We start from the raw sequence: 19,495 nt of genomic DNA on the forward strand, positions 1-19,495 counted from the left end.
TTTCCTCGCCGTACCCATTCTGCACCCTGGCCCACGAACGCGTATCATGGCCGCCCACAGCTTGCGTTTTGGCCTATAGTGACCACCATTAACGCTCAAGCGATACCGCTCATTTCACCCGATCTGCAATAGGGACTGGTTATGGCCCGCGCTCCAATCGTGCTCGTCGATGGCTCTTCGTATTTGTACCGCGCCTTTCACGCGCTGCCTCCGCTCAATGCCTCCAACGGCCAGCCCACCGGCGCCGTGAAGGGCGTTTTGAACATGCTCAAGCGGCTCATCAAGGACTACCCCCAAAGCCCCATGGCGGTGGTGTTCGACGCGCCCGGCAAGACCTTTCGCGACGAGATGTACAGCGAGTACAAGGCCCACCGCCCGCCCATGCCGGACGACCTGCGCGGCCAAATCCAGCCGCTGCACGACTGCGTCAAGGCGCTGGGTCTGCCGCTTTTGTGCATCGAAGGCGTAGAAGCGGACGACGTGATCGGCACGCTCGCCTTTCACGCAACACAAGCCGGGCGCGACGCGGTGATCTCCACCGGCGACAAGGACATGGCGCAGTTGGTCAACGCCCATATCACCCTGGTCAACACCATGAAGGACGAGACCCTGGATGTGGCGGGCGTGGAAGACAAGTTCGGCTTGCCGCCGTCCTTGATCATCGATTTTCTCGCGCTGATGGGCGACAAGGTGGATAACATCCCAGGCGTGCCCGGGGTGGGCGAGAAAACCGCGATCGGCCTTTTGCAGGGCATGGAAGGTGGGCTCGATACCATTTATGGTGATCTGGATAAGATCAAAACGCTGAGCTTTCGCGGCGCCAAGACGCTGCACAAAAAGCTCGAGGAGCACCGCGACCAGGCCTACCTTTCCTACCAGCTCGCCACTATCAAGACCGACTGTGAGCTGCCGGTGGGCCTCGATGATCTCGACATCGCCCACCCGGACCGGGAAAAGCTCACCGAGCTCTATCAGATGCTGGAGTTCAAGCAGTGGCTGGTGGAGCTGCTCGAGGGCAAGGATGAAGGCGTCGACGACGTGAAAGGCGGCGAACCGGCCCCGAGTGAGGCCGGGGAGGCCGAACCCACCCCCAGCGCGACGCGGGAAGACCACGTCATCACCGACCAAAAAGAGTTCGATGCGTGGCTCGAGCGGCTTACAAAGGCCGATCGGTTCTGTTTCGATCTGGAAACCACCAGCCTTAACTACATGGAGGCGGAGATCGTCGGCGTGGGTCTTTGCCTGCAGGCGGGGGAGGCGGCCTATATACCGTTGGCCCACGACTACCTCGACGCCCCGGCCCAGCTCGACCGGGCTGCGGTGCTCGAAGCGCTCAAGCCGATTCTGGAAGGCGAGAAAACCGTCAAGATCGGCCAGAACCTGAAGTACGATATCTCCGTGCTCGCCAACTACGACATTTCAGTTGCCGGCCCCCTGGCGGACACCATGTTGGCTTCTTATGTACTGAACTCCACCGCCACCCGCCACGACATGGATTCCCTGGCGCTCAAGTACCTCGGCGAGAAAACCATCTCGTTCGAGGAGATCGCCGGCAAGGGCGCCAAGCAGCTCACCTTCAATCAGATCGCGCTGGAAGAAGCCGCGCCCTACGCCTGCGAAGACGTGGACATCACCCTGCGCCTGCACGACACCCTGCGCCCGCTGGTCGAAAAAGAGGGCCGCCTGGCCGAGGTGCTCGACCGGCTTGAGCTACCGCTGATTAAGGTGATTTCGCGCATCGAGCGCAACGGCGTGGCCATCGATGACGAGCGCCTTCACACGCAAAGCCAGCAGCTCGACACGCGCATTCGCGAGCTCGAGCAAAAGGCGTTCGAGCTTGCCGGTCGGGAGTTCAACCTGGGCTCGCCCAAGCAGCTCGGCGAGATCCTGTTCGATGAGCAAAAAATCCCGGTGCTCAAGAAAACCCCGAAGGGCGCCCCGTCTACGGCGGAAGCCGTGCTCGAGGAGCTGGCGCTGGACTACCCGCTGCCCAAGGTGATCATGGAGCACCGCGGGCTTTCCAAGCTCAAATCCACCTACACCGATAAGCTTCCACGCTTGATCAACAAGCAGAGCAAGCGGGTGCATACCAGCTACCACCAGGCGGTGACCGCCACCGGGCGGCTATCGTCCTCCGACCCGAACCTGCAGAACATTCCCATTCGCACAGAAGAGGGGCGCAAGATTCGCCAGGCGTTCGTCGCCCGGCCCGGCTACAAGATCGTCGCCGCCGACTACTCGCAGATCGAGCTGCGCATCATGGCGCACCTGTCCGAGGACAAGGGCCTTCTGGAAGCGTTCGCCGAAAACCGGGATATCCACACCGCCACCGCCGCCGAGGTCTTCGGCACGGCGCTTGATAAAGTCAGCAATGAGCAGCGCCGCAGCGCCAAGGCGATCAACTTCGGGCTGATCTACGGCATGAGTGCCTGGGGGCTGGGTAAGCAGCTACACATCGAGCGCAATCAGGCGCAGACCTACATCGACCGCTATTTCGACCGCTACCCGGGCGTGGCCCGCTATATGGAGCGCATTCGCACCCAGGCCGGTGAAGACGGCTTCGTCGAGACCGTACTGGGGCGGCGCCTGTACCTGCCGGAGATCCACTCGCAAAACCGCAACCGCCGTCAGGGCGCCGAGCGCACCGCGATCAACGCCCCCATGCAGGGTACCGCGGCGGACATCATCAAGCAGGCGATGATCGACGTCGACGCCTGGCTCGCCGAGGGTGAATTCGACGCGCTGATGGTCATGCAAGTACACGATGAGCTGGTGTTCGAGGTGAAGGAGACCCAGGTAGAGTCGTTCATCCAACAGGTGCAAAAACGCATGCAAGGCGCGGCGGAATTGAAAGTACCGCTGATCGTCGAGGCCGAAACCGGCGATAACTGGGACGAGGCGCACTAGCCACTGACCCCGAATTACCGCCGCCTATCCTGGGCGGCGGTACGTAGCTCAATAACCGATCATTACGCTCGGCAGGCCCGTCACCAGCACCGGGAAGAATGCCATCAGCAGGCAGGCGAGCAGAATCAGCGCGCAGAAGGGAATCACCGCCTTGTAGAGATCGACGATTTCCACCCCGGGCGGGGCGACGCCTTTAAGATAAAACAGCGCGTAGCCGAAAGGCGGGGTGAGGAAGGACGTTTGCAGTACCACGGCCACCATCACCACGAACCAGAGCGGATCGATTCCCATTTGTTGGATGATCGGCAGCATGATGGGAAAGCTCAGCAGCACGATGCCGGTCCAGTCCAGAAACATGCCCAGCACGAACACCAACAAAAACATCATGATCAGCGCCCCGGTCGTGCCGCCGGGCATCGCCAGCAGCAAGTCCTGTATCACCTGCATGCCGCCGCCCCGGGAGAATACGCCGGTAAAGGCGGTGGCGCCCACCAGCACCAGCATCACCATGGTGGTGGTCTTGCCCGCGTCGATCAGCGTACGGTAACAGGTCGAGAGCTTACGGTCGCCGAAGATCAAAAAGAGCAGAAAGGCGATGAAAACGCCGATCGCCGAGGCCTCGGTGGCCGTCGCAATACCGGTAAACAGCGCCCCGAGCACACCCAGAATCAGCGCCATGGGCGGCACCACGTACTTGCCCAGCATCTTGAGAAGCTCGTGCGTGCTGACCTCGTCGCGCTCCTCCTTTGGCACAGGCGGGCCGTAAGAGGGTTTGAAGTGGCAAACGAGCAACACGTAGAGCGCGTACATGGTGCCCAGCATCACGCCCGGCACCATGGCCCCGGCAAACAGAGCCCCGACCGAGACCGGCGAGTAGCTCGCCATCAGGATCAGCATGATGCTCGGCGGTATCAAAATCCCCAGGCAGCCACTGGCCATGATCACCCCGGCGCTGAGCTCCTTGTTGTAGCCGTATTTCAGCATCGGCACCAGTGCGATCATGCCCATCACCGCAATCGAGGCGCCGACGATACCGGTGGTCGCCGCCAGCAATATCGAGACGATCACCACGGTCAGTGCCAGCCCCCCGCGCAGGTTGGCCAGAAGCAGCCGCATGGCGTCGAACATGCGCTCGGTGACGCCGGAGTCGTTGAGAAACCGCGCCATGAGCACGAACAGCGGAATGGCCACCAGCACGTAGTTGTCCATGGCGTTGCCGAAGATATTGTTGATCAATGTACCCAGCACCCGCTCGCCGGGGCCGAGAAAGGCGCCGATCACCGCGACCCCGCCCAGCACGAAGGCCAGCGGGTGGCCCATGAAAAGCCCAACCAACAGCCCGCCGAACATCGAAAGCGCCAACAGTTCAGGACTCAGGTTCATAGCGCCTCTCCTCACGCAGGGCGATGAAAGCGCGCAGCACGATGGCGAAGGCCTGCAGCAGTATCAGTACGGCGGCCACCACGATCACGCCCTTGATGGGGTAGACGGGAATGGCCACCATGCCGTAGGTCGTCTCACCGCGACTGAAGGAGCGCTCGAAAAACAGCCAGCCGTATTTCAACAGCATCCAGATGAACGGCACGAAGAAGATCGCATAGCCCAGAAGGGTCAGCACCGCTTGGCGCTTTAGCGAGAGCAGGCGCTTGAGTACGTCCACTTCGACGTGGGCGTGGTGTTTCAAGCCGTAAGCGGCCATCAGCATGAAGTGGGCGCCGAACAGCATCTTGGTGACGTCGAACGCCCAGTCGCTGGGTCGGCCCAGGAAAAAGCGCGAGGCGATATCGAACAGCACGATCAGGGTGATGACGGCAATCAAGGGCGCGATGAGACGCCCAAAAAGCTCGTTCACGGCATCGATCGCCTTGGCAATGGCGTGCATGGAGAACCCTCCGCAGTCAGCAAAGCCGCCCCGTGGTTAGCGAAGCGGCCAACGCGCCTTATAGGCAGGCTTCGATCTCTGAAAGCGACGGCAGGCTCTCCATGGTCCGGCTCATGTTGAAGGGGGCGGAGACATCGCGCCAGGTGGCGTAGTCCTCCAAGTAGCTCACCATCGACTGGTAGACTTTGGCGTGGTCCGGGTTCTCGCAGGCGCCCTGAACGATCACCTCGTTGGTGACCTCCTGAATGCGCGCCAGGTCCTCCTCGGAGAACTGGTTGATGGTCACGCCGTCTTCGATGAACTGGCGGGTCGCCTCGTTGGACGCGCGCTCGGACCAGGCCAGCGACCAGGCCATGGTGGCGTCGGCGGCGATGCGCAGCTTTTCCTGGGTCGTCTCATCGAGCGCGTTCCAGGCCTCCATGTTGATCATCACGCCGAACACACTCGCGGACTGATGCCAGCCAGGCGTTGCCCAGTTGTCCGCCACCTCGGAAAAGCCCGCCTTGTAGTCCACGCCGGGGGTGGAGAACTCGCCGGCGTCGATCACGCCGCGCTCGATGGCCTGGTACACCTCGCCGCCGGCCAGGGTCACCTGGGAGCCGCCCAAGCGTTCGAGCACGCGCCCCTGGTCGCGGCCGGAAAGGCGCAGGCGCTTGCCTTCAAGGTCCGCGATGCTCGCGATCGGCGTGCGGCCCATGAAACCGGATTCGTTGTTGGTGATGCCGTAGGGCAGGTACATCATGTTGAACTGGCCGTAGATCTCCTCGTAGAGCTCACGCCCGCCCCACTGCTGAATCCAGTTCAGGTAATCGACGCCGTTGAACAGGCTCGTAGTGGTGGCAAGCGGTGAGAACGCCGGGTTGAGCCCCGCCCAGTAGCCCGGCCAGTCGCCGGCGGCCTCGATGCTGCCGGTTTCGGTGGCATCGAACACCTCGGTGCCGGGCATCAGGGTGCCGCCGGCGCGAAAATTGATTTGTAGTTCCTCGCCGGCAAGCCTATTGACCAGCTCCACCCAATGGCGGTCGATCTGAATCAGGTCCAGGTTGTCCGGCCAGGTGGAGGTCATGGTCCACTGCTGCTGGGCCTGGGCGGTGGAGGCGAAGAGCACGCCGGTGGCAAGCGCGCTTAGAGCGAAACGGGAGATCGTCGTCATGATGAGTTTCCTTAGCGTGTGATGTTGTTGGTATTGGTAAACGGTCAGGAAAACCAACGCAGCCTTACGTATACGTCAACTTGGGTGCGCTACAGCGATAAGCTAGCATACTCCCCGGGCCCGCGCGCCATAGCCGTTGGTGGTAGACGCTCAAAGCCGGTCTTGCCGCGTTGAAAGTGTATTCCCGGGGCAGGCGTCGCGTTGCAGGACTTACGTTGCAGGACCGCTTACGCCGGCGCTTAACGACCCAGACCCACCTGTTCAGGAACTTCCATGATAGAGCGCCCCGCTAATGCATCGGCCCCCTTTTCCAAGCGCTGCGCCCAGGTCGTGGCCGCCCACGCCAAACGCCTGAAGCGGCGCCGCTGGCGCCAGCTGGTGTGGCTTCACGGCGAGACTAGCGCGTGCCGAGAAACGGCGCTGGCGCTCTGGCAAGCCCAGGCTTGGCACGCGCCGCTTTGGGTGGCAAGCCCGGAAGACGCCCCGGTCGCGGCGCTATCCAACAAAAAAGCGCGCAGCCGGCTGGGGGGCGAGCACCAGTTGGTGGTGATTGACGCAAGCGGAGCTCAGGGCTTCGACCCGGACGCGCTCGGCGTACTGGCGGGCACGTTAACCGCAGGCGGGCTTTGCGTGCTGATTACCCCGTCGGACTGGGGCCGCGCGCCGGACCCGGACTACGCTCGCTTTACCGACCACCCCTGGCATTGGCAGGGGCTGAGCGCCTACTACCTTCAGCGACTGGCGGGCATTTTGACGGCCTCTGCTGATGTCGTCCGCTGGCCGGTAGCGCTCCGGCCCTGGCTGCCCCGGCTTGGCCCGGTACCACCCGCCCCGCACTATGTGGAAGACCCGGCCTGCCAAACCCCCGACCAGGCGCGGGTGGCTTCCCTTATTACTCGCTTGAAGCGCCGCCGGCCGCTGGTGATTACCGCCGACCGCGGCCGGGGTAAGAGCGCGGCGCTGGGCATCGCCTGCGCGCGGCTGCTGCAAAGCGGCGTAAACGACATCGTCGTCACCGCGCCGTCGCTTGATGCTATCGTAAGCCTCACCGAGCGGCTCGGCGCGCTCTGCCCCGCGGGGCGCTGGCAAGGACCTGGGCACTTCGAACTACCTGGCGGGCAAACGGTGCGCTACTTGACGCCCCAGGCACTCGGCGAGCAGGTAAGCGACGGTGTGCTTGGCGGCGATGGCCGCTATCTGCTCGTGGATGAAGCGGCGGCGATCCCCGCCGGGCTGCTGGCCCAGTGGCTCGAGGCGTTTCCGCGCATTGCGTTTGCCACCACCGTGCACGGCTACGAAGGTTCCGGGCGCGGCTTTGCGCTGCGCTTTCGCGAGGTACTCGAGCGCCAAACCCCGCTCTGGCGCGAAGTACGCCTGGATGCGCCGGTGCGCTGGGCCGCCCAGGACCCGCTGGAAGCGGTGCTGAAAAAACTGCTGCTGCTGGATGCGCCGCTTCCCAGGCTCCAACGCGGCGCCCCTGGCGCGACCCAGGCGCTCACCCAGCCAATGCTTTCCCGCGACCCGGTGCTGCTGGAAACCCTCTTCGGTTTGCTGGTTCAGTCGCACTACCGCACCACGCCCAATGATTTGCGTCAGCTAATGGACGGCCCGGGCACCGGCTTTCGCATGATGGGCGAGGGCGCCGCGCCCCAGGCCGTACTGGTGACCCGGGAAGAAGGGGGCTTCGAGGCCGAGCTCGCCGACCAGGTCGCCCGGGGCGAGCGTCGCCCGCGCGGGCACCTGCTCGCGCAGTCGCTGGCCGCCCACAGCGGCAGCCGCGGCGCACTCATCGCCCGCTGGCGCCGGGTCGCGCGTATTGCCACTCACCCGCAGCGCCGCCGTGAAGGGTTGGGCCGGGCGCTGATCGAGGCGGATATCGCGGCCGCGCGGGAAAGCGGCCTGGCGCTTTATGGGGCGACCTTCGGTGCCGAGGCCTCGCTTTTACGCTTTTGGCGGGCGCTGGGGTTCAAACCGGTGCGGCTGGGCGTTACCCGCGAAGCCTCCACCGGCGAGTACGCGGTGATGGTGGCGCGCGCGCTCAACCCGGAAGGCGAAGCGGTGCTAAAGGAGCTCGACGCCTCCTTTAGCGCGGGTCTTGAAAGTCTGCTCGCGTTTGAGCTACCAACGCTTGCCCCGGATGTCGTGGTGTTACTGCTCGGTGCGCTAAAGCCTGCGTCTTTGAATGCGCAGCAGCGCCAGGACGTGCGGGACGTGGCCTACGCCCACCGCGACCCGGCGCTGGCCCGGCCGGCACTTGCGTTGCTGGCGCGTTTGGCAAGCGCCGAGCAAGAAAAGCCGGGCGCGCCTTCGGATGCAACCCACGCCCTCGAAACCCTGACCGCGTGGGCGTTTCAAAACCGCCTGCCCGCCCCCGCGCCGCGGGAGGCGAACCGGGCGCTTCGGGCGGCGGTTCGGTGTCTGGCCGAGTGGGCTCTTTTCCCCGACGAGCGGGAGCGGTAGAGTAGGACGGTTATGAATCACAAAGAGCTATCATGAACGCACATCTGGACTCGCTTGAACCTACGCTGGTATGGCGCCACTTCCGTACGCTGTGTAATACGCCCAGACCCTCCGGTTTCGAGGCCGCGCTGGTCGAAAAGCTCGAAGCCTGGGCGGCGGGGCTTGGCTTGACGTCCGATCGCGACAGCTTCGGTAATCTGCGTATCAAAAAGCCGGCAAGCCAGGGCTTTGAAAGCGCCCCCGGCGTGATCCTTCAGGGCCACCTGGACATGGTCGCCCAGGCCAACGCCGACACCCCGCACGATTTCACTAAAGATCCGATCAGCACCTACGTCGAAAGCGGCTGGCTACACGCCGATGGCACCACCCTGGGGGCGGATAACGGGCTTGGTGTGGCGGCGATTCTGGCGCTGCTCGAAGACGACACCCTGACCCACGGCCCGCTGGAGGCGCTGTTCACGCTGGAGGAAGAGAGCTCCATGGGTGGCGCGCTGAACCTGGACGAGAACTGGCTGGAAGGCTCGCTGCTTTTGAACCTGGACAGCGAAGAGCGCGGCGAAGCGTATATCGGCTGCGCCGGCGGCGCGGACGTGCTGGTGGATGCCAAGCTGCCCGGCAGCGCCCTGCGCGAAGAGGAAGCGGTGATCGAGCTTTCGCTGACCGGGCTCAAGGGTGGCCACTCGGGGATAGACATTCACAAGCCGCTGGGCAACGCCAACCGCTTGCTGGTGCGCGCGCTGCGGGCGCTGGATATTCTCGATGCGCGGCTGATCGACTACCGCGGCGGCACGCTGCGAAACGCGATCCCCCGCGAGGCGTTTGCCACCGTAGCGCTGCCCGCCGATGAGCTGGACGCCGCACTTGGTAAGGTGGAAAAGCTCGCAGACATTCTGAAAGCGGAGCTCGGTAGCGGTGACCCTGGCCTTTCGCTAAAGGCCAAACAGGTCGAAGGCGATAGCGCTCAAGAGCCGCTGACCCGCGATGCCAGCGCCATGCTGGTGGCCGCGCTTTACGCCGCCCCCTGTGGGGTGGAACGCATGAGCGCGGACGTTCAGGGCGTGGTCGAGACCTCGAACAACCTGGGCGTCCTCAGCCTGGAGGATGGGCGGCTGCATCTTTGTGCGCTGGTGCGCTCGCTGCACGACAGCGCTACAACGGCGCTGGCGGATCGCTTCAGTGCGCTGTTCGGGCTCATGGGCGCGCGTGTCCGGGTGGAAAACGGCTACCCCGGCTGGGCGCCCAACCCGCAGAGTGAGCTGCTGGCCACGTTCAAGGAGCGCCACCAGGCGCTGTTGGGCGTCGAGCCCGCGGTGAAGGTCATCCACGCAGGTCTCGAGTGCGGCATCTTGGGCAGCAAGTACCCGCATTTGGACATGATCTCGTTTGGCCCGCTGATTCGCGGCGCCCACTCGCCGGACGAGCGGGTCGAGCTCGCCTCCGTCGAGGAGTTCTGGAAAATGCTGCGCGCCTTTACCGAGGCGCTGGCACAAAAGCGCTAGCCACTTCGGTGTTCCAGAAGTGCTGGTGGTACTCACAAAAACGGCGCCTACAGGCGCCGTTTTTGTGATGCGGTGCGGGTTACTTGCTCAAATAAGCGTTTAACATCCACACGGTTTTTTCCTGCTCGCGGATGTAGTCGCCGGCCTGGGCGGCGGTGCCTTCATCGTCGGCATCGGAGGCCAGGGCCAGCACTTCGCGCTGCAGGGCGATCAGCGTCTGGTAGCCGTCGAGCACGCCTTTAACGCAGGCCTGGCCATCGTGTACGTCCTTGTCTTCCTCCAGGCGCGAAAGCTTGGCGTAGTCGCTGTAAGCGTGAACCGGCTTGTGGCCCAGCGTCAGAATACGCTCGGCGACTTCGTCTACTTTGGTGAGCAGGTCGGTGTAGAGCTCCTCGAACTTCTCGTGAAGCTGGAAAAAGTCGCTGCCCTTGACGTTCCAGTGGTAGCCGCGCACGTTCATGTAGAAGATCTGGTAGTTGGCGAGCAGGTGATTGAGCTTCTCGGCCAGTTGGCTTGCACTACCTTCGTGTAGACCAATGCTGTTGAACTCGGACATAAAGACTCCTTCCTGTAAAACCGTACTGTGAAACCGTTCCTGGGCGTTCGGCCCTTCGTGGCACTTACCTTCGTGGTGCTTAGAGTAGCGAAGGGCAATGGCGCGATAAAACGGGTTTTGTGTATCGCGTTCATAGCGTGGCGATATCACCGCCGCTTCTACCCTGTTAAGTGCAGGCGGCCAGGCTATTTTTCAACCGCCGGGGCGCCGCAGTAGAGCCGGGTGATACTTTCGCAGCGCGCGCTCAAAAGCTCGGCGGTGCGCGCCAGCGCCTCCTCTAACGTCATGGGGCCGTCGGCCAGGGCGAAGGCCGCCGTCACGCCCTCCTCGAGGCACGCCTGCCAGCCTTCACCCAGGCTGCCCGCTAGCACCACCACCGGTTTGCCGTACGGCCGGGCGGCCCGGGCTACGCCAATCGGCGTTTTGCCCGCCAGGCTCTGGCCGTCCAGGCGGCCTTCGCCGGTGATCACCCAATCCGCGTCTTCGATCAGCGCGGATAGGTTCGCCTGGGCCATGATGATCTCGATACCCGGCTTCAGGTTGGCCTTCAAAAAGCTCGCCGCGGCAAAGCCCATGCCGCCCGCGGCCCCGGCGCCGGGAAGCGCCCGATGGTCGTCCCCCAGCGCCGCCGCGCTAACGTCGGCGAAGCGCTCGAGCGCTTTATCCAGGGTGGCCACATCCGCCTCAGTGGCGCCTTTTTGCGGGCCGAAAACGGCGCTTGCCCCGCGGCTGCCTAAAAGCGGGTTGTCCACGTCTACCGCCGCCTCGACACTGAGCGCTTCAAGGCGCGGGTCGAGCCCGGACAGATCCAGGGTGTCGAGCGAGGCGAGCGCGGCGCCGCCCGGCGCCAGCGTTTTCCCGCTGGCATCTTTAAGGACCGCCCCCAGCGCTTGGAGCATCCCTGCGCCTGCATCGTTGGTGGCGCTACCGCCCAGCAGTAGCAAAGCTTTTTCGGCGCCGGCGTCCAGGGCGGCGCGAAAAAGCTCGCCCACGCCAAACGTGCTGGTGTGCAGGGCGCGGCGCTCCTGGGGGGGCAAGTGCTGCAAGCCGCTGGCTTCGGCCAGTTCTATAAATGCGGTACGCTCGCTAGCGAGCCAGCCCCAGCTGGCCAGGCGGGGCCGGCCCAGGGCGTCGTGTACCTCGATTTGGCAGCGGCTGGCATTCGTGGCGGCAATCAGTGCGTCGAGGCTTCCTTCACCGCCGTCGGCGAGCGGGCAAGCGTGCACGGTCGCCGAGGGGCACGCCTTGCGGACGCCTTTTGCCATGGCCTGGGCGGCCTTTTCGGCACTCAGCGCATCCTTGAAGCTATCGGGGCAGAGCACAACCTTCATGACGCAGCCTCCATAAAACCTTATGATGAATTGTTTGTCTTGGAAGAGAAATTAAGGCCTGAGCTTAACGTGGCACCAGGTTGGGTACCAGGGCTTGCGTTATCAACCCTACAAGAGCCGGTTTGAACGCCGAGGGAGCACCCATGAAGTCACTACCGATCGGGGTCGTCTGTTTAATGGCGCTGGCAGGCTGTCAGACCGTGCCGGATCAGCTGCCCCGCGCCGAACCGGCACCGGCGCCGGCGTGCTACTTTCCAACCCAGGGCGCCGACGCGCAGGATCTCGTGATCCAGAGCGTGGCGCTTCTGGAAAACTGGGACTTCGAGCTCGATACGACGGATACCACCCTTGGCCTGGTGAGCGCTAGCAAGGAGCGGGAGCTGGTGGGCTATTACGACGCCTACGATGGCTACCGTTACGGCTCCGGCGTGCGTCTGTTTGGCGGGCTGGGGATCGGCCGCGGCTCCTCGGTCGGCCTTGGGGTGGGCACCGGTATCGGTATCGGTATCGGTCAGCAGCCCATCGAAAGCGAGCGGGTGAGCGTGCTGGTCCACAACGACCACGTGCGTATATCCCGTGATATTCGCCGCTTCGATCATGTGCGCGATGTGCGTGAATCGCGCACCGCCAGCAACGACGACTTCTGCCGGCGCTTTCAGTCGGCGCTGCCCGCCTTCGAGCACTCCGGGAGCCGCTTATGATGCTTTTTCGCCGTGCTTTCGCAGCGCCCGCCCTGATGTTCTGCGCCCTGGCGCTTGCCGGGTGCGCCACTACCCAGCCGGTCGACCCGCGCGAGCTTCGCTTTAACGCCGCGCCGGAGCGCACCTTCCGCGAGGCGGTGGATTTGATGGTGGCCCAGGGCTACGTGATTCGCCACGCCGATTTGGCCCTGGGGCGGGCGGAAGGCGCGTTGGCTCGCTGGCCGGAGTACCGCCTGACGCTGCAGGTCGAACCGCTAGGGTCGGCAAGCCAGGTACGTGTTTCTGCACTGCGCGGCGCCACGCCCCTGGCGCCGTACCTGCTCGACCCCTGGCTTGTCGAGCTGCAGCAGCGGCTGGGAGAAGCCCCTTGAGCATTTTGCACCGACTGGGCGGCTGGGCGACACGCCCGGCGAGGCTTGGCGCCCTGGCCTTTACGCTGAGCGTGCTTGCCAGCCCCGGCGCCCAGGCGCACCCCCACGGGTGGATCGACCTGAGCGTGAACGTTTTGACCGACGAGCAGGGCCGGGCCACGGCGCTCAGCCAGACCTGGCGGATGGACCCGTTCTATAGCCTGATCGTATTCGATGAGCTCTCTCGGGTGGAGGATGCAAGTTTCGAGGAGGGGCTGGATCAGTTGGGCCAGGACATACGCGAGAATCTCGAAGCCCAGGGGTATTTCACCGAGCTTTGGGTCGATGGCGAACCTCAGGCGCTTGGCGAGGTTAGCGAGTACACCACCCTCAAGCGCAACGAGCGGCTGGTGTACATGTTCACGCTGCCCCTGGCGGAGCCGGTGGCGCTCGACGGCGCGCTGCTCGAGTACCAGATTTTCGATCCGACCTATTACATCGAAGTGGTCCATGAGGAGCAAAACGGCGCCCCCGCAGAAAGCGCGCTCGCGCTCGCCGGTGAGCTTTCCTGCGATTTGAGCGTAACCCCCGCCGACCCGGACCCGGAGCTTGTGCTACAGGCCGCGTTGCTGGACAAGGGCGAGCAGGGCGAGCCCGATCTGGGGCGCTTTTTTGCTGAAACCGGCCACGTTAACTGCACCGAGTCGTAGCCATGCGTGATGTCACCTTCAAAAGCCCCGCCGTACAAAAGCCCTCTTCGAAGAAAAAAATCCTCGGCGCGGCGGTGTTGGCCGTCTGCCTGGCGCTGGCAGCCTACGCAGCGTACGGCTGGTTTCAGGGCGCGAGCCTGCAGGTGCTTGCCTGGCAGCGCGGTCTGCACCGCTCGCTCACTCTGGCGGTCACCGAGCTTGCTCGTACGCCTTCGCCCTCGGCGTGGTTTACGCTCTTGAGCGTAAGCTTCGGCTATGGCGTGTTCCACGCCGCGGGCCCGGGCCACGGCAAGGCGGTGTTGGCCACCTATCTCGCTTCCCACGGCGGGGCGACCCGTCGGGCACTAGGGCTCTCCTTCGCCGCATCGCTTTTGCAAGGCGTCACCGCCATCGCGATGGTGGGGGTGCTGGTGTTGGGGCTTGGCTTCGTGACCCGTCAGGCGATGGGCAGCGTGGTTTGGGTCGAGCAGGCAAGCTTTGCGCTGGTGGCGCTTTTGGGCTTATGGCTGTGCGTTCGGGCACTCCGCCAACTGCGCCACGCCTATCGAGCGCCACCGCGCGCGACGTTTGCGCCGGTCGCGGCCTCGCCCTTGAGCCTAAGGCCGTCTTCGACACCTGGCCCGGCGCATCACCACCACCACGACCACCACTGCTGTGGCGGGGCGCATCATATCGAACCCGACCAGGCGCTCGATTGGCGCACCGCGCTGATGACCGTGGGCGCGATCGGCATGCGCCCGTGTTCCGGAGCGGTGCTTTTGCTGGGCGCTGCGGGGCTTTTAGGGCAGTTTTACGTGGGCGTGACGGCGGTCGTTGCGATGTCCGTCGGCACCGGGATGACGGTATCGGCGTTGGCCTTGGCAAGCGTTTTCGCTCGCGGCTGGGCCACGCGGCGGCTCAAGCGTCAGTCGCGCCAAAGCGTGCTGGAAAAAACCGCGGCCTGGGCGGCCTTTGCAGGGGGCGCGGTGATTATCCTGCTGGGGGTGTCGCTTTCGGTTGCCGGGTTTAACCAGCCGGCGAGTTCGCCGCTTTTTAGCGAACCCGCCTCGCGCAGCGCCGCGCCCTTTGGCGCCTCCCCCTGATTTAGAAGGTGAGCTTGTCCATATGCGCCAAAATCAGCTCGCGGCGCTCGCTTTGCTGGGTGGGGGTGTAGGGCACGGCTTCACCTCTGCCCCATACCGGGGCTGGCCAGCTTTCATCGCTTTCAAAGCGCACTACCAGGTGAACGTGCAGTTGACTGACCACGTTGCCAAGCGTGGCGATATTGAGCTTGTCGCCCTTGAACGCACTATTCATCGCTTTGCCCAGCGCCGTCGCTTCCTGCCAAAGCCGGGTTTGGTCCTCGGCGCTTAGCTCGAAGACTTCACAGGCGCTCTCGTAGCGCGGCACCAGAATCACCCAGGGGTAGCGGGCATCGTTCATTAACAGGGCGCGGCAAAGCGGCAGGTCGGCCAGCGCCAGGGTATCGGCGGCCAGGCGAGGGTCTAGCGTAAAGGTGCTCATGGGCGGGCTCCAGGTTCAAATGTTGACGACTAGCATGGCAACTGCTATCTAATTCGGGTGAGCGGCGGTGCGTTAAACGGGCACGATGGCCCAAACGCTGTTACGCTAACACAATGCCTGCGTTACCTATTAAAGCGAAGGCTTCCCCGGCCCATAATTGTTAAGGAGAACACGATGAAAAAACTAATCGCGATGAGCTTCATTCTACTGGTTAGCGCCGCCACTCTGGCAGGCTGCAACACCATGTCGGGTGCAGGCCAGGACGTTCAAGCGGGCGGCCAGGCCGTACAAGACGCCGCCGAATAAGATCGAGCGGGGTTCGAAAAGCAGGCGAGATACTCTCTCGCCTGCTTTTTTATGTCAGGCCGTTGTGCAACTCGAACGCCGCGGCCCGTTCACCACGCACTCACAAGGATAAGTGGCATGTTAAGCGTTAATCGATTGTGCAAAACCGGTTCCGCCGCGCTGGCGCTGGCGGTACTTCTCAGTGGCTGCGCGACCAGCACCGGCGTCGCCCAGGCGCCCACCAGCCCGGACGTTAGCGCGCCGCCGCCGCCGCGGGTAAGCGAAACCGCCCCTAGGGGCGAGTGCGACATTGCCAGACTCGACCAGGTAACGGGCGAGCAGTTAACCGATGCGCGCACCCGCGAACTACAGGCCGAAAGCGGCGCGAGCGACGTTCGCGTGCTCACGCCGGACAGCTCGGCCACGATGGATCATCGTGCGGACCGGCTCAACATCGAAGTCGATGAGGCCGGGCGTATCAGCGCGTTTCGCTGCGGTTAATGAGCGCCTAGCGCAAAATCAGCACTACACAGGCGGCGGTTAGAACCCCCATGGTGATATTGAACGCCCGCCAGGCGCCATCGCTTTTGATAAAGCGCCCGATGGCCACGCCAAAGACCGCCCACAACAGCAAACAGGGCATGGCCACGAACTCGGCAAAGCCCACCAGTATTACCGCATTAACCAACGTGGAGCCGCTGTCGGGCAGAAATCCGGCAATCAGCGCAAGCCCCAGCACCCAGGCCTTGGGGTTGGCCAGTTGAAACAGCGCCGCCTGCCAAAACGTCAGCGGCGCTCCTTTTGTGCGCGTGTCCGTTAAATCCGGCGGGGGCGCCGTGGCAATCTTGAAAGCCAGGTAGAGCAGGTAGGCGCTCCCCACCCAGCGCAGTGTGATCTGCAAAATCGGAAAACGCTCGAAGAGTACGCCCAGACCCAGTGCAATGGCCACATAAAGGGCGAAGCATCCTCCCAGAATCCCCCCCATATGGGGCACGGTTCGGCGAACGCCGAAGTTCGCCCCGGAGGCCGTCAGCATCAAGTTGTTCGGCCCCGGCGTCAGGGTCATCGACACAATGAAAACCGCCACCGGCCCTAGTAGTAAAAGTAGTTCGCTGTTCATCTCTTCGGGCCTTGTCCTGTGAAGCGCTTAGCGGGTAGGTCGAATGTGCTCGTTTAGTCGTAGCGGTCTTTCCAGCGCTGACGGCGCACCTGCTCCTTGAGCATTTCCAGCATGTCGTAGAGCACCTGCTCGGTGACGTAGGCGCTGGTTTCGTCCACGGTAAGCCAGCTCTCAAACCCGCTTTCGGCGGTGCGCTCGACGAGCTGACGGAAATCCGACGAGTGAATGCCGAGGGCCAGCTCGTCGACCAGCCGCTGGGCCACGCCGCTTAACGAGGCCTGCATGACGCTGGAGGCGGCTTCGCCCATCGGCAGGCGGTTGAGCCGCTGAATCTCCGGGCTTTCGTTGAGCGTGCGGGTGATCAAACCATCGATGGAGCTCATGATCGACGCGCGGTTTTGCTCGTAGGCCTTGCCCACGGTCGATTCCAGCCGCTGGGAGATCTCGTGAATCAGCTCGGCCTTGCGGGGCATGATCACCCGGTCCACCAGCCGCTCGGTGAGCGAATCCGCCGCCAAAATCTGCTGCTGTACGTTACCCATCAGGCGCAGCGCGATACGATCTGAAAGCTCTTCGAGCAGGATGTCGTAGTACTTGGCCACGAACTGAAAGCTCGACCAGCTGCGCACGTTGATCAAACCCAGCCGGTGCAGGCGGTTGATCAGCGACAAAAGCCTGAGCGCGCGCAGCCAGCGAAAGCCCGCCAGCGGAATGCAGCCGAGCACGTCGTACCAGTGGATGAACGGGTAGAAAAACCAGCGGTGGTAGCGCCGCTCGACGACGGCGGCGATCCAACTCAGCAGCACGTCGATCACGAATATCGTGACGAACACCAGGTCGATGGCGAAAAACCGGCTATGGATGGTGCGCTGGTAAGCGTCGTGAAAGCCGGGGGCGGTACTTTCCAGGCCCTGGCGAAACCAGTCCAGCAAAAAAAGCGAGTCGAACAGCAGCAGCGCCAGGTTGACGATCACCACGGCCAGAATGAAAAAATCCCAGCCGATGTGCGCGTACTCCACGGCTTTGGGTAGTTGGGGGTGGCGCTCTCTGGCCAGCATGAAGACTCCTTTCAATAGTGGTCAAAAACGGGCTAGGACTCGTCGCGTAGGTGTTGCTGGGCGAGCCTTTCTTCCTGCTCGGCCTGTTTTCGCAGCTTTTTACGCAGTGCCGCCTTCTCGAAGCGCAGCTTCTGAAGCGGCGTATCGAGCGAAAGCGGGGGCACTGTGGCGGGCTGGCCCTGGGGGTCGACCGCCACCATGGTCAGGTAGCAGCTATTGGTGTGGCGGATCAGCTTTTCGCGGATGTCTTCCGCCACCACCTTCACGCCGATCTCCATCGAGGAGCGGCCCACGTGGTTGACGGTGGCCAAAAACGTCACCAGTTCGCCGACCAAAATGGGCTGCTTGAAAAGCACCTGGTCGACGGAGAGCGTGACGACGTAGTGGCCGGAGTAGCGGCTGGCGCAGGCGTAGGCCACCTCGTCGAGCTTTTTGAGAATAGCACCGCCGTGTACCTTGCCGCTGAAATTGGCCATGTCCGGGGTCATCAGCACCGTCATGGAAAGCTCGCGCTGACCGGGCAGGGCCGTGGCGTCGGCGCGTTGGGTATCCGTCATACAAAAGCCTTCTTTAAAATCTGAAAAGCGCGTACCCGTTCGATTGTGGGCCGCGCATCGAACGGAGCGGGTTAAAACCACACCAGCCCAATGGAGATGATCGCGCCGGTTAAAAATAGCTGAACCAGGCAAAAGCCCATAATGTCCTTGGCTTTGAGCCCGGCAATGGCGAGTACCGGCAGCGCCCAGAACGGCTGCAGCAGGTTCGTCCAGGCATCGCCCCAGGCGACCGCCATGGCGACCCGGGCAACGTCCGCGCCCAGTGCCTCGGCGGCGGGCAGCATGACCGGCGCCTGCACCGCCCACTGCCCGCCTCCGGAGGGCACGAAAATGTTCACGATACCGGCGCTGATAAACGACCAGAACGGCAGCGAGGTGGCACTGGCAAACGACACCAGCCACTCCGACAGGCTCTGGGCCAGCCCCGACTCCACCATGATCGCCATGATGCCGGCGTAGAACGGAAACTGGATGACGATCCCCGCGCCGCCCTTGATCGCCTCGTTCAGGCTGGTGAGCAGGTTACGTGGCGTACGGTGCAAGACGATGGCTAAAAACAGAAACAGAAAGTTGACCACGTTCAGGTTGAGCCCGCCGCTGCGTAGCAGAAAGTGATCCAGCAAAAACAGCAGGCCAGGCACGCCCACCAGCAGGGCAAGCCAGGTGCTGTTTTCGAGCTTCTCGGCGGGGCGGGTGGTGCGCGCGGTCGTTTCCGGCTCGTCGTCCAAAAGCGCCGGGTCCACGTACACGCTCTCCTGGTCGGCGGGCAGCATCAGCCGGTTGATCAGCGGAATCGCGATGAACAGACACACGACGATGGCCAGGTTGAAGAAGGCAAAAATGGTCGAACCGGTGCCGATCACGCCGATCTGCTCAAAGGAGAAGTGGCCTTCGGTGGCGATGGTGAGCGGAATCGACCCCGCCAGGCCCCCGTGCCATACCACGAAGCCCGAGTAGGCGCTGGCCACCAGCAGCCGGTAATCGACCTTGATCAGCCGGGCGAGTTCCTTGGCGAACAAAGCGCCGACCACCAGCCCGAAGCCCCAGTTGATCCAGCTGGCCGCAAGCGATACCAGCGTGACCAGGATGATGGCGCCGCCCGGGCTTTTGACGGTGCCCGCCAGACGCTGAAGCAGGCGTTTGACCGGCGGTGAGCTCGCCAGCATGAAGCCGGTCACCAGCACCAAAAGCATCTGCATGGAGAACGTCAAAAGCCCCCAGAAGCCGTCGCCCCACATGCGCAGCACGGCAAGCGGGGTTTGGCGCTCTACGGCGATGGCCGCGACGCAGGTGATCAAGGTGAGCAGCAAAACGAAGATATAGGGGTCGGGCAAATAGCGCTCGACCAGCTTGACCGCGGGTCTGGAGATAAACCTTAGCATGGGAGGCTCGCTTTATTCGTTATTGGGAACGCGTGCTCAAT

General features: G+C 63.4%; 19 protein-coding genes. 9 read left to right on the plus strand and 10 right to left on the minus strand.

Annotated elements, in window-relative coordinates; translation table 11 throughout:
• Positions 1–141 precede the first annotated feature (141 nt).
• On the plus strand, positions 142–2,907 hold the full coding sequence (polA, locus tag ACWFVE_RS02575; RefSeq protein WP_447527730.1) for a DNA polymerase I: 2,766 nt from the start codon (positions 142–144) through the stop codon (positions 2,905–2,907).
• A 48-nt stretch (positions 2,908–2,955) separates the two neighbouring features.
• Here polA and ACWFVE_RS02580 read toward each other — a convergent pair whose 3' ends face one another.
• The 3 genes from ACWFVE_RS02580 to dctP are packed head-to-tail and all read right to left on the minus strand — an operon-like array spanning position 2,956 to position 5,942.
• Positions 2,956–4,290, minus strand: coding sequence for a TRAP transporter large permease (locus ACWFVE_RS02580; protein ID WP_447527731.1), 1,335 nt, complete (start codon positions 4,288–4,290; stop codon positions 2,956–2,958).
• Positions 4,274–4,789 carry a TRAP transporter small permease subunit gene (locus ACWFVE_RS02585; RefSeq protein ID WP_447527732.1) on the minus strand — a complete coding sequence of 172 codons (516 nt, stop codon included), beginning with the start codon at positions 4,787–4,789 and terminating at the stop codon, positions 4,274–4,276. Before ACWFVE_RS02585 ends, ACWFVE_RS02580 begins: the two co-directional genes overlap by 17 nt.
• A gap of 58 nt (positions 4,790–4,847) precedes the next feature.
• Positions 4,848–5,942, minus strand: coding sequence for a TRAP transporter substrate-binding protein DctP (gene dctP, locus ACWFVE_RS02590; protein ID WP_447527733.1), 1,095 nt, complete (start codon positions 5,940–5,942; stop codon positions 4,848–4,850).
• A gap of 273 nt (positions 5,943–6,215) precedes the next feature.
• On the opposite strand from dctP, the gene ACWFVE_RS02595 reads away from it, so the two are divergent.
• Positions 6,216–8,402 (plus strand): tRNA(Met) cytidine acetyltransferase TmcA, encoded by a 2,187-nt coding sequence (locus tag ACWFVE_RS02595; protein WP_447527734.1) that lies wholly within the window; start codon positions 6,216–6,218, stop codon positions 8,400–8,402.
• A 32-nt stretch (positions 8,403–8,434) separates the two neighbouring features.
• Positions 8,435–9,901 (plus strand): aminoacyl-histidine dipeptidase, encoded by a 1,467-nt coding sequence (locus tag ACWFVE_RS02600; RefSeq protein WP_447527735.1) that lies wholly within the window; start codon positions 8,435–8,437, stop codon positions 9,899–9,901.
• A 79-nt stretch (positions 9,902–9,980) separates the two neighbouring features.
• Here the strand turns inward: ACWFVE_RS02600 and ACWFVE_RS02605 are convergent, their stop codons facing one another.
• Both ACWFVE_RS02605 and ACWFVE_RS02610 read right to left on the minus strand, forming a co-directional pair.
• Positions 9,981–10,457, minus strand: coding sequence for a Dps family protein (locus ACWFVE_RS02605; protein WP_447527736.1), 477 nt, complete (start codon positions 10,455–10,457; stop codon positions 9,981–9,983).
• A 185-nt stretch (positions 10,458–10,642) separates the two neighbouring features.
• Complete coding sequence (locus ACWFVE_RS02610; RefSeq protein ID WP_447527737.1) at positions 10,643–11,788, minus strand: glycerate kinase; 1,146 nt, start codon at positions 11,786–11,788, stop codon at positions 10,643–10,645.
• 143 nt (positions 11,789–11,931) lie between these two features.
• Between ACWFVE_RS02610 and ACWFVE_RS02615 the strand changes: the two genes are divergently transcribed.
• The 4 genes from ACWFVE_RS02615 to ACWFVE_RS02630 are packed head-to-tail and all read left to right on the plus strand — an operon-like array spanning position 11,932 to position 14,631.
• Positions 11,932–12,489 carry a hypothetical protein gene (locus tag ACWFVE_RS02615; protein WP_447527738.1) on the plus strand — a complete coding sequence of 186 codons (558 nt, stop codon included), beginning with the start codon at positions 11,932–11,934 and terminating at the stop codon, positions 12,487–12,489.
• Positions 12,486–12,860 (plus strand): hypothetical protein, encoded by a 375-nt coding sequence (locus ACWFVE_RS02620; protein ID WP_447527739.1) that lies wholly within the window; start codon positions 12,486–12,488, stop codon positions 12,858–12,860. Before ACWFVE_RS02615 ends, ACWFVE_RS02620 begins: the two co-directional genes overlap by 4 nt.
• Positions 12,857–13,549 (plus strand): DUF1007 family protein, encoded by a 693-nt coding sequence (locus ACWFVE_RS02625; protein ID WP_447527740.1) that lies wholly within the window; start codon positions 12,857–12,859, stop codon positions 13,547–13,549. Before ACWFVE_RS02620 ends, ACWFVE_RS02625 begins: the two co-directional genes overlap by 4 nt.
• Before the next feature lie 2 nt (positions 13,550–13,551).
• On the plus strand, positions 13,552–14,631 hold the full coding sequence (locus tag ACWFVE_RS02630; RefSeq protein ID WP_447527741.1) for a nickel/cobalt transporter: 1,080 nt from the start codon (positions 13,552–13,554) through the stop codon (positions 14,629–14,631).
• Between the two features lies 1 nt (position 14,632).
• On the opposite strand, the gene ACWFVE_RS02635 is transcribed toward ACWFVE_RS02630, so the two are convergent.
• On the minus strand, positions 14,633–15,052 hold the full coding sequence (locus tag ACWFVE_RS02635) for an HIT domain-containing protein (RefSeq protein WP_447527742.1): 420 nt from the start codon (positions 15,050–15,052) through the stop codon (positions 14,633–14,635).
• Positions 15,053–15,226: 174 nt separating this feature from the next.
• Here ACWFVE_RS02635 and ACWFVE_RS02640 point away from each other — a divergent pair, with 174 nt between their 5' ends.
• A complete protein-coding gene (locus tag ACWFVE_RS02640) occupies positions 15,227–15,358 on the plus strand; it encodes an entericidin A/B family lipoprotein (protein ID WP_447527743.1) in 132 nt (43 codons plus the stop codon).
• A gap of 117 nt (positions 15,359–15,475) precedes the next feature.
• Positions 15,476–15,838 (plus strand): I78 family peptidase inhibitor, encoded by a 363-nt coding sequence (locus ACWFVE_RS02645; protein WP_447527744.1) that lies wholly within the window; start codon positions 15,476–15,478, stop codon positions 15,836–15,838.
• Between the two features lie 7 nt (positions 15,839–15,845).
• Here ACWFVE_RS02645 and ACWFVE_RS02650 read toward each other — a convergent pair whose 3' ends face one another.
• The 4 genes from ACWFVE_RS02650 to ACWFVE_RS02665 form a co-directional block, all read right to left on the minus strand.
• A complete protein-coding gene (locus tag ACWFVE_RS02650) occupies positions 15,846–16,457 on the minus strand; it encodes a LysE family translocator (protein WP_447527745.1) in 612 nt (203 codons plus the stop codon).
• A gap of 53 nt (positions 16,458–16,510) precedes the next feature.
• Positions 16,511–17,515: an ion transporter gene (locus ACWFVE_RS02655; RefSeq protein ID WP_447527746.1), complete on the minus strand. Its 1,005-nt coding sequence runs from the start codon at positions 17,513–17,515 to the stop codon at positions 16,511–16,513.
• Between the two features lie 32 nt (positions 17,516–17,547).
• Complete coding sequence (locus ACWFVE_RS02660) at positions 17,548–18,072, minus strand: acyl-CoA thioesterase (protein WP_447527747.1); 525 nt, start codon at positions 18,070–18,072, stop codon at positions 17,548–17,550.
• Between the two features lie 71 nt (positions 18,073–18,143).
• A complete protein-coding gene (locus tag ACWFVE_RS02665) occupies positions 18,144–19,454 on the minus strand; it encodes a short-chain fatty acid transporter (protein ID WP_447527748.1) in 1,311 nt (436 codons plus the stop codon).
• Positions 19,455–19,495: the final 41 nt, after the last annotated feature.

The sequence above is a fragment of the Vreelandella mediterranea genome (assembly GCF_970647075.1).

What these genes read in the sequence shown, in the direction of transcription:
- polA (WP_447527730.1), top strand. Translation starts at nt 142, where the DNA reads ATGGCCCGCGCTCCAATCGTGCTCGTCGATGGCTCTTCGTATTTGTAC.
- ACWFVE_RS02580 (WP_447527731.1), bottom strand. Translation starts at nt 4,290, where the DNA reads ATGAACCTGAGTCCTGAACTGTTGGCGCTTTCGATGTTCGGCGGGCTG.
- ACWFVE_RS02585 (WP_447527732.1), bottom strand. Translation starts at nt 4,789, where the DNA reads ATGCACGCCATTGCCAAGGCGATCGATGCCGTGAACGAGCTTTTTGGG.
- dctP (WP_447527733.1), bottom strand. Translation starts at nt 5,942, where the DNA reads ATGACGACGATCTCCCGTTTCGCTCTAAGCGCGCTTGCCACCGGCGTG.
- ACWFVE_RS02595 (WP_447527734.1), top strand. Translation starts at nt 6,216, where the DNA reads ATGATAGAGCGCCCCGCTAATGCATCGGCCCCCTTTTCCAAGCGCTGC.
- ACWFVE_RS02600 (WP_447527735.1), top strand. Translation starts at nt 8,435, where the DNA reads ATGAACGCACATCTGGACTCGCTTGAACCTACGCTGGTATGGCGCCAC.
- ACWFVE_RS02605 (WP_447527736.1), bottom strand. Translation starts at nt 10,457, where the DNA reads ATGTCCGAGTTCAACAGCATTGGTCTACACGAAGGTAGTGCAAGCCAA.
- ACWFVE_RS02610 (WP_447527737.1), bottom strand. Translation starts at nt 11,788, where the DNA reads ATGAAGGTTGTGCTCTGCCCCGATAGCTTCAAGGATGCGCTGAGTGCC.
- ACWFVE_RS02615 (WP_447527738.1), top strand. Translation starts at nt 11,932, where the DNA reads ATGAAGTCACTACCGATCGGGGTCGTCTGTTTAATGGCGCTGGCAGGC.
- ACWFVE_RS02620 (WP_447527739.1), top strand. Translation starts at nt 12,486, where the DNA reads ATGATGCTTTTTCGCCGTGCTTTCGCAGCGCCCGCCCTGATGTTCTGC.
- ACWFVE_RS02630 (WP_447527741.1), top strand. Translation starts at nt 13,552, where the DNA reads ATGCGTGATGTCACCTTCAAAAGCCCCGCCGTACAAAAGCCCTCTTCG.
- ACWFVE_RS02635 (WP_447527742.1), bottom strand. Translation starts at nt 15,052, where the DNA reads ATGAGCACCTTTACGCTAGACCCTCGCCTGGCCGCCGATACCCTGGCG.
- ACWFVE_RS02640 (WP_447527743.1), top strand. Translation starts at nt 15,227, where the DNA reads ATGAAAAAACTAATCGCGATGAGCTTCATTCTACTGGTTAGCGCCGCC.
- ACWFVE_RS02645 (WP_447527744.1), top strand. Translation starts at nt 15,476, where the DNA reads ATGTTAAGCGTTAATCGATTGTGCAAAACCGGTTCCGCCGCGCTGGCG.
- ACWFVE_RS02650 (WP_447527745.1), bottom strand. Translation starts at nt 16,457, where the DNA reads ATGAACAGCGAACTACTTTTACTACTAGGGCCGGTGGCGGTTTTCATT.
- ACWFVE_RS02655 (WP_447527746.1), bottom strand. Translation starts at nt 17,515, where the DNA reads ATGCTGGCCAGAGAGCGCCACCCCCAACTACCCAAAGCCGTGGAGTAC.
- ACWFVE_RS02660 (WP_447527747.1), bottom strand. Translation starts at nt 18,072, where the DNA reads ATGACGGATACCCAACGCGCCGACGCCACGGCCCTGCCCGGTCAGCGC.
- ACWFVE_RS02665 (WP_447527748.1), bottom strand. Translation starts at nt 19,454, where the DNA reads ATGCTAAGGTTTATCTCCAGACCCGCGGTCAAGCTGGTCGAGCGCTAT.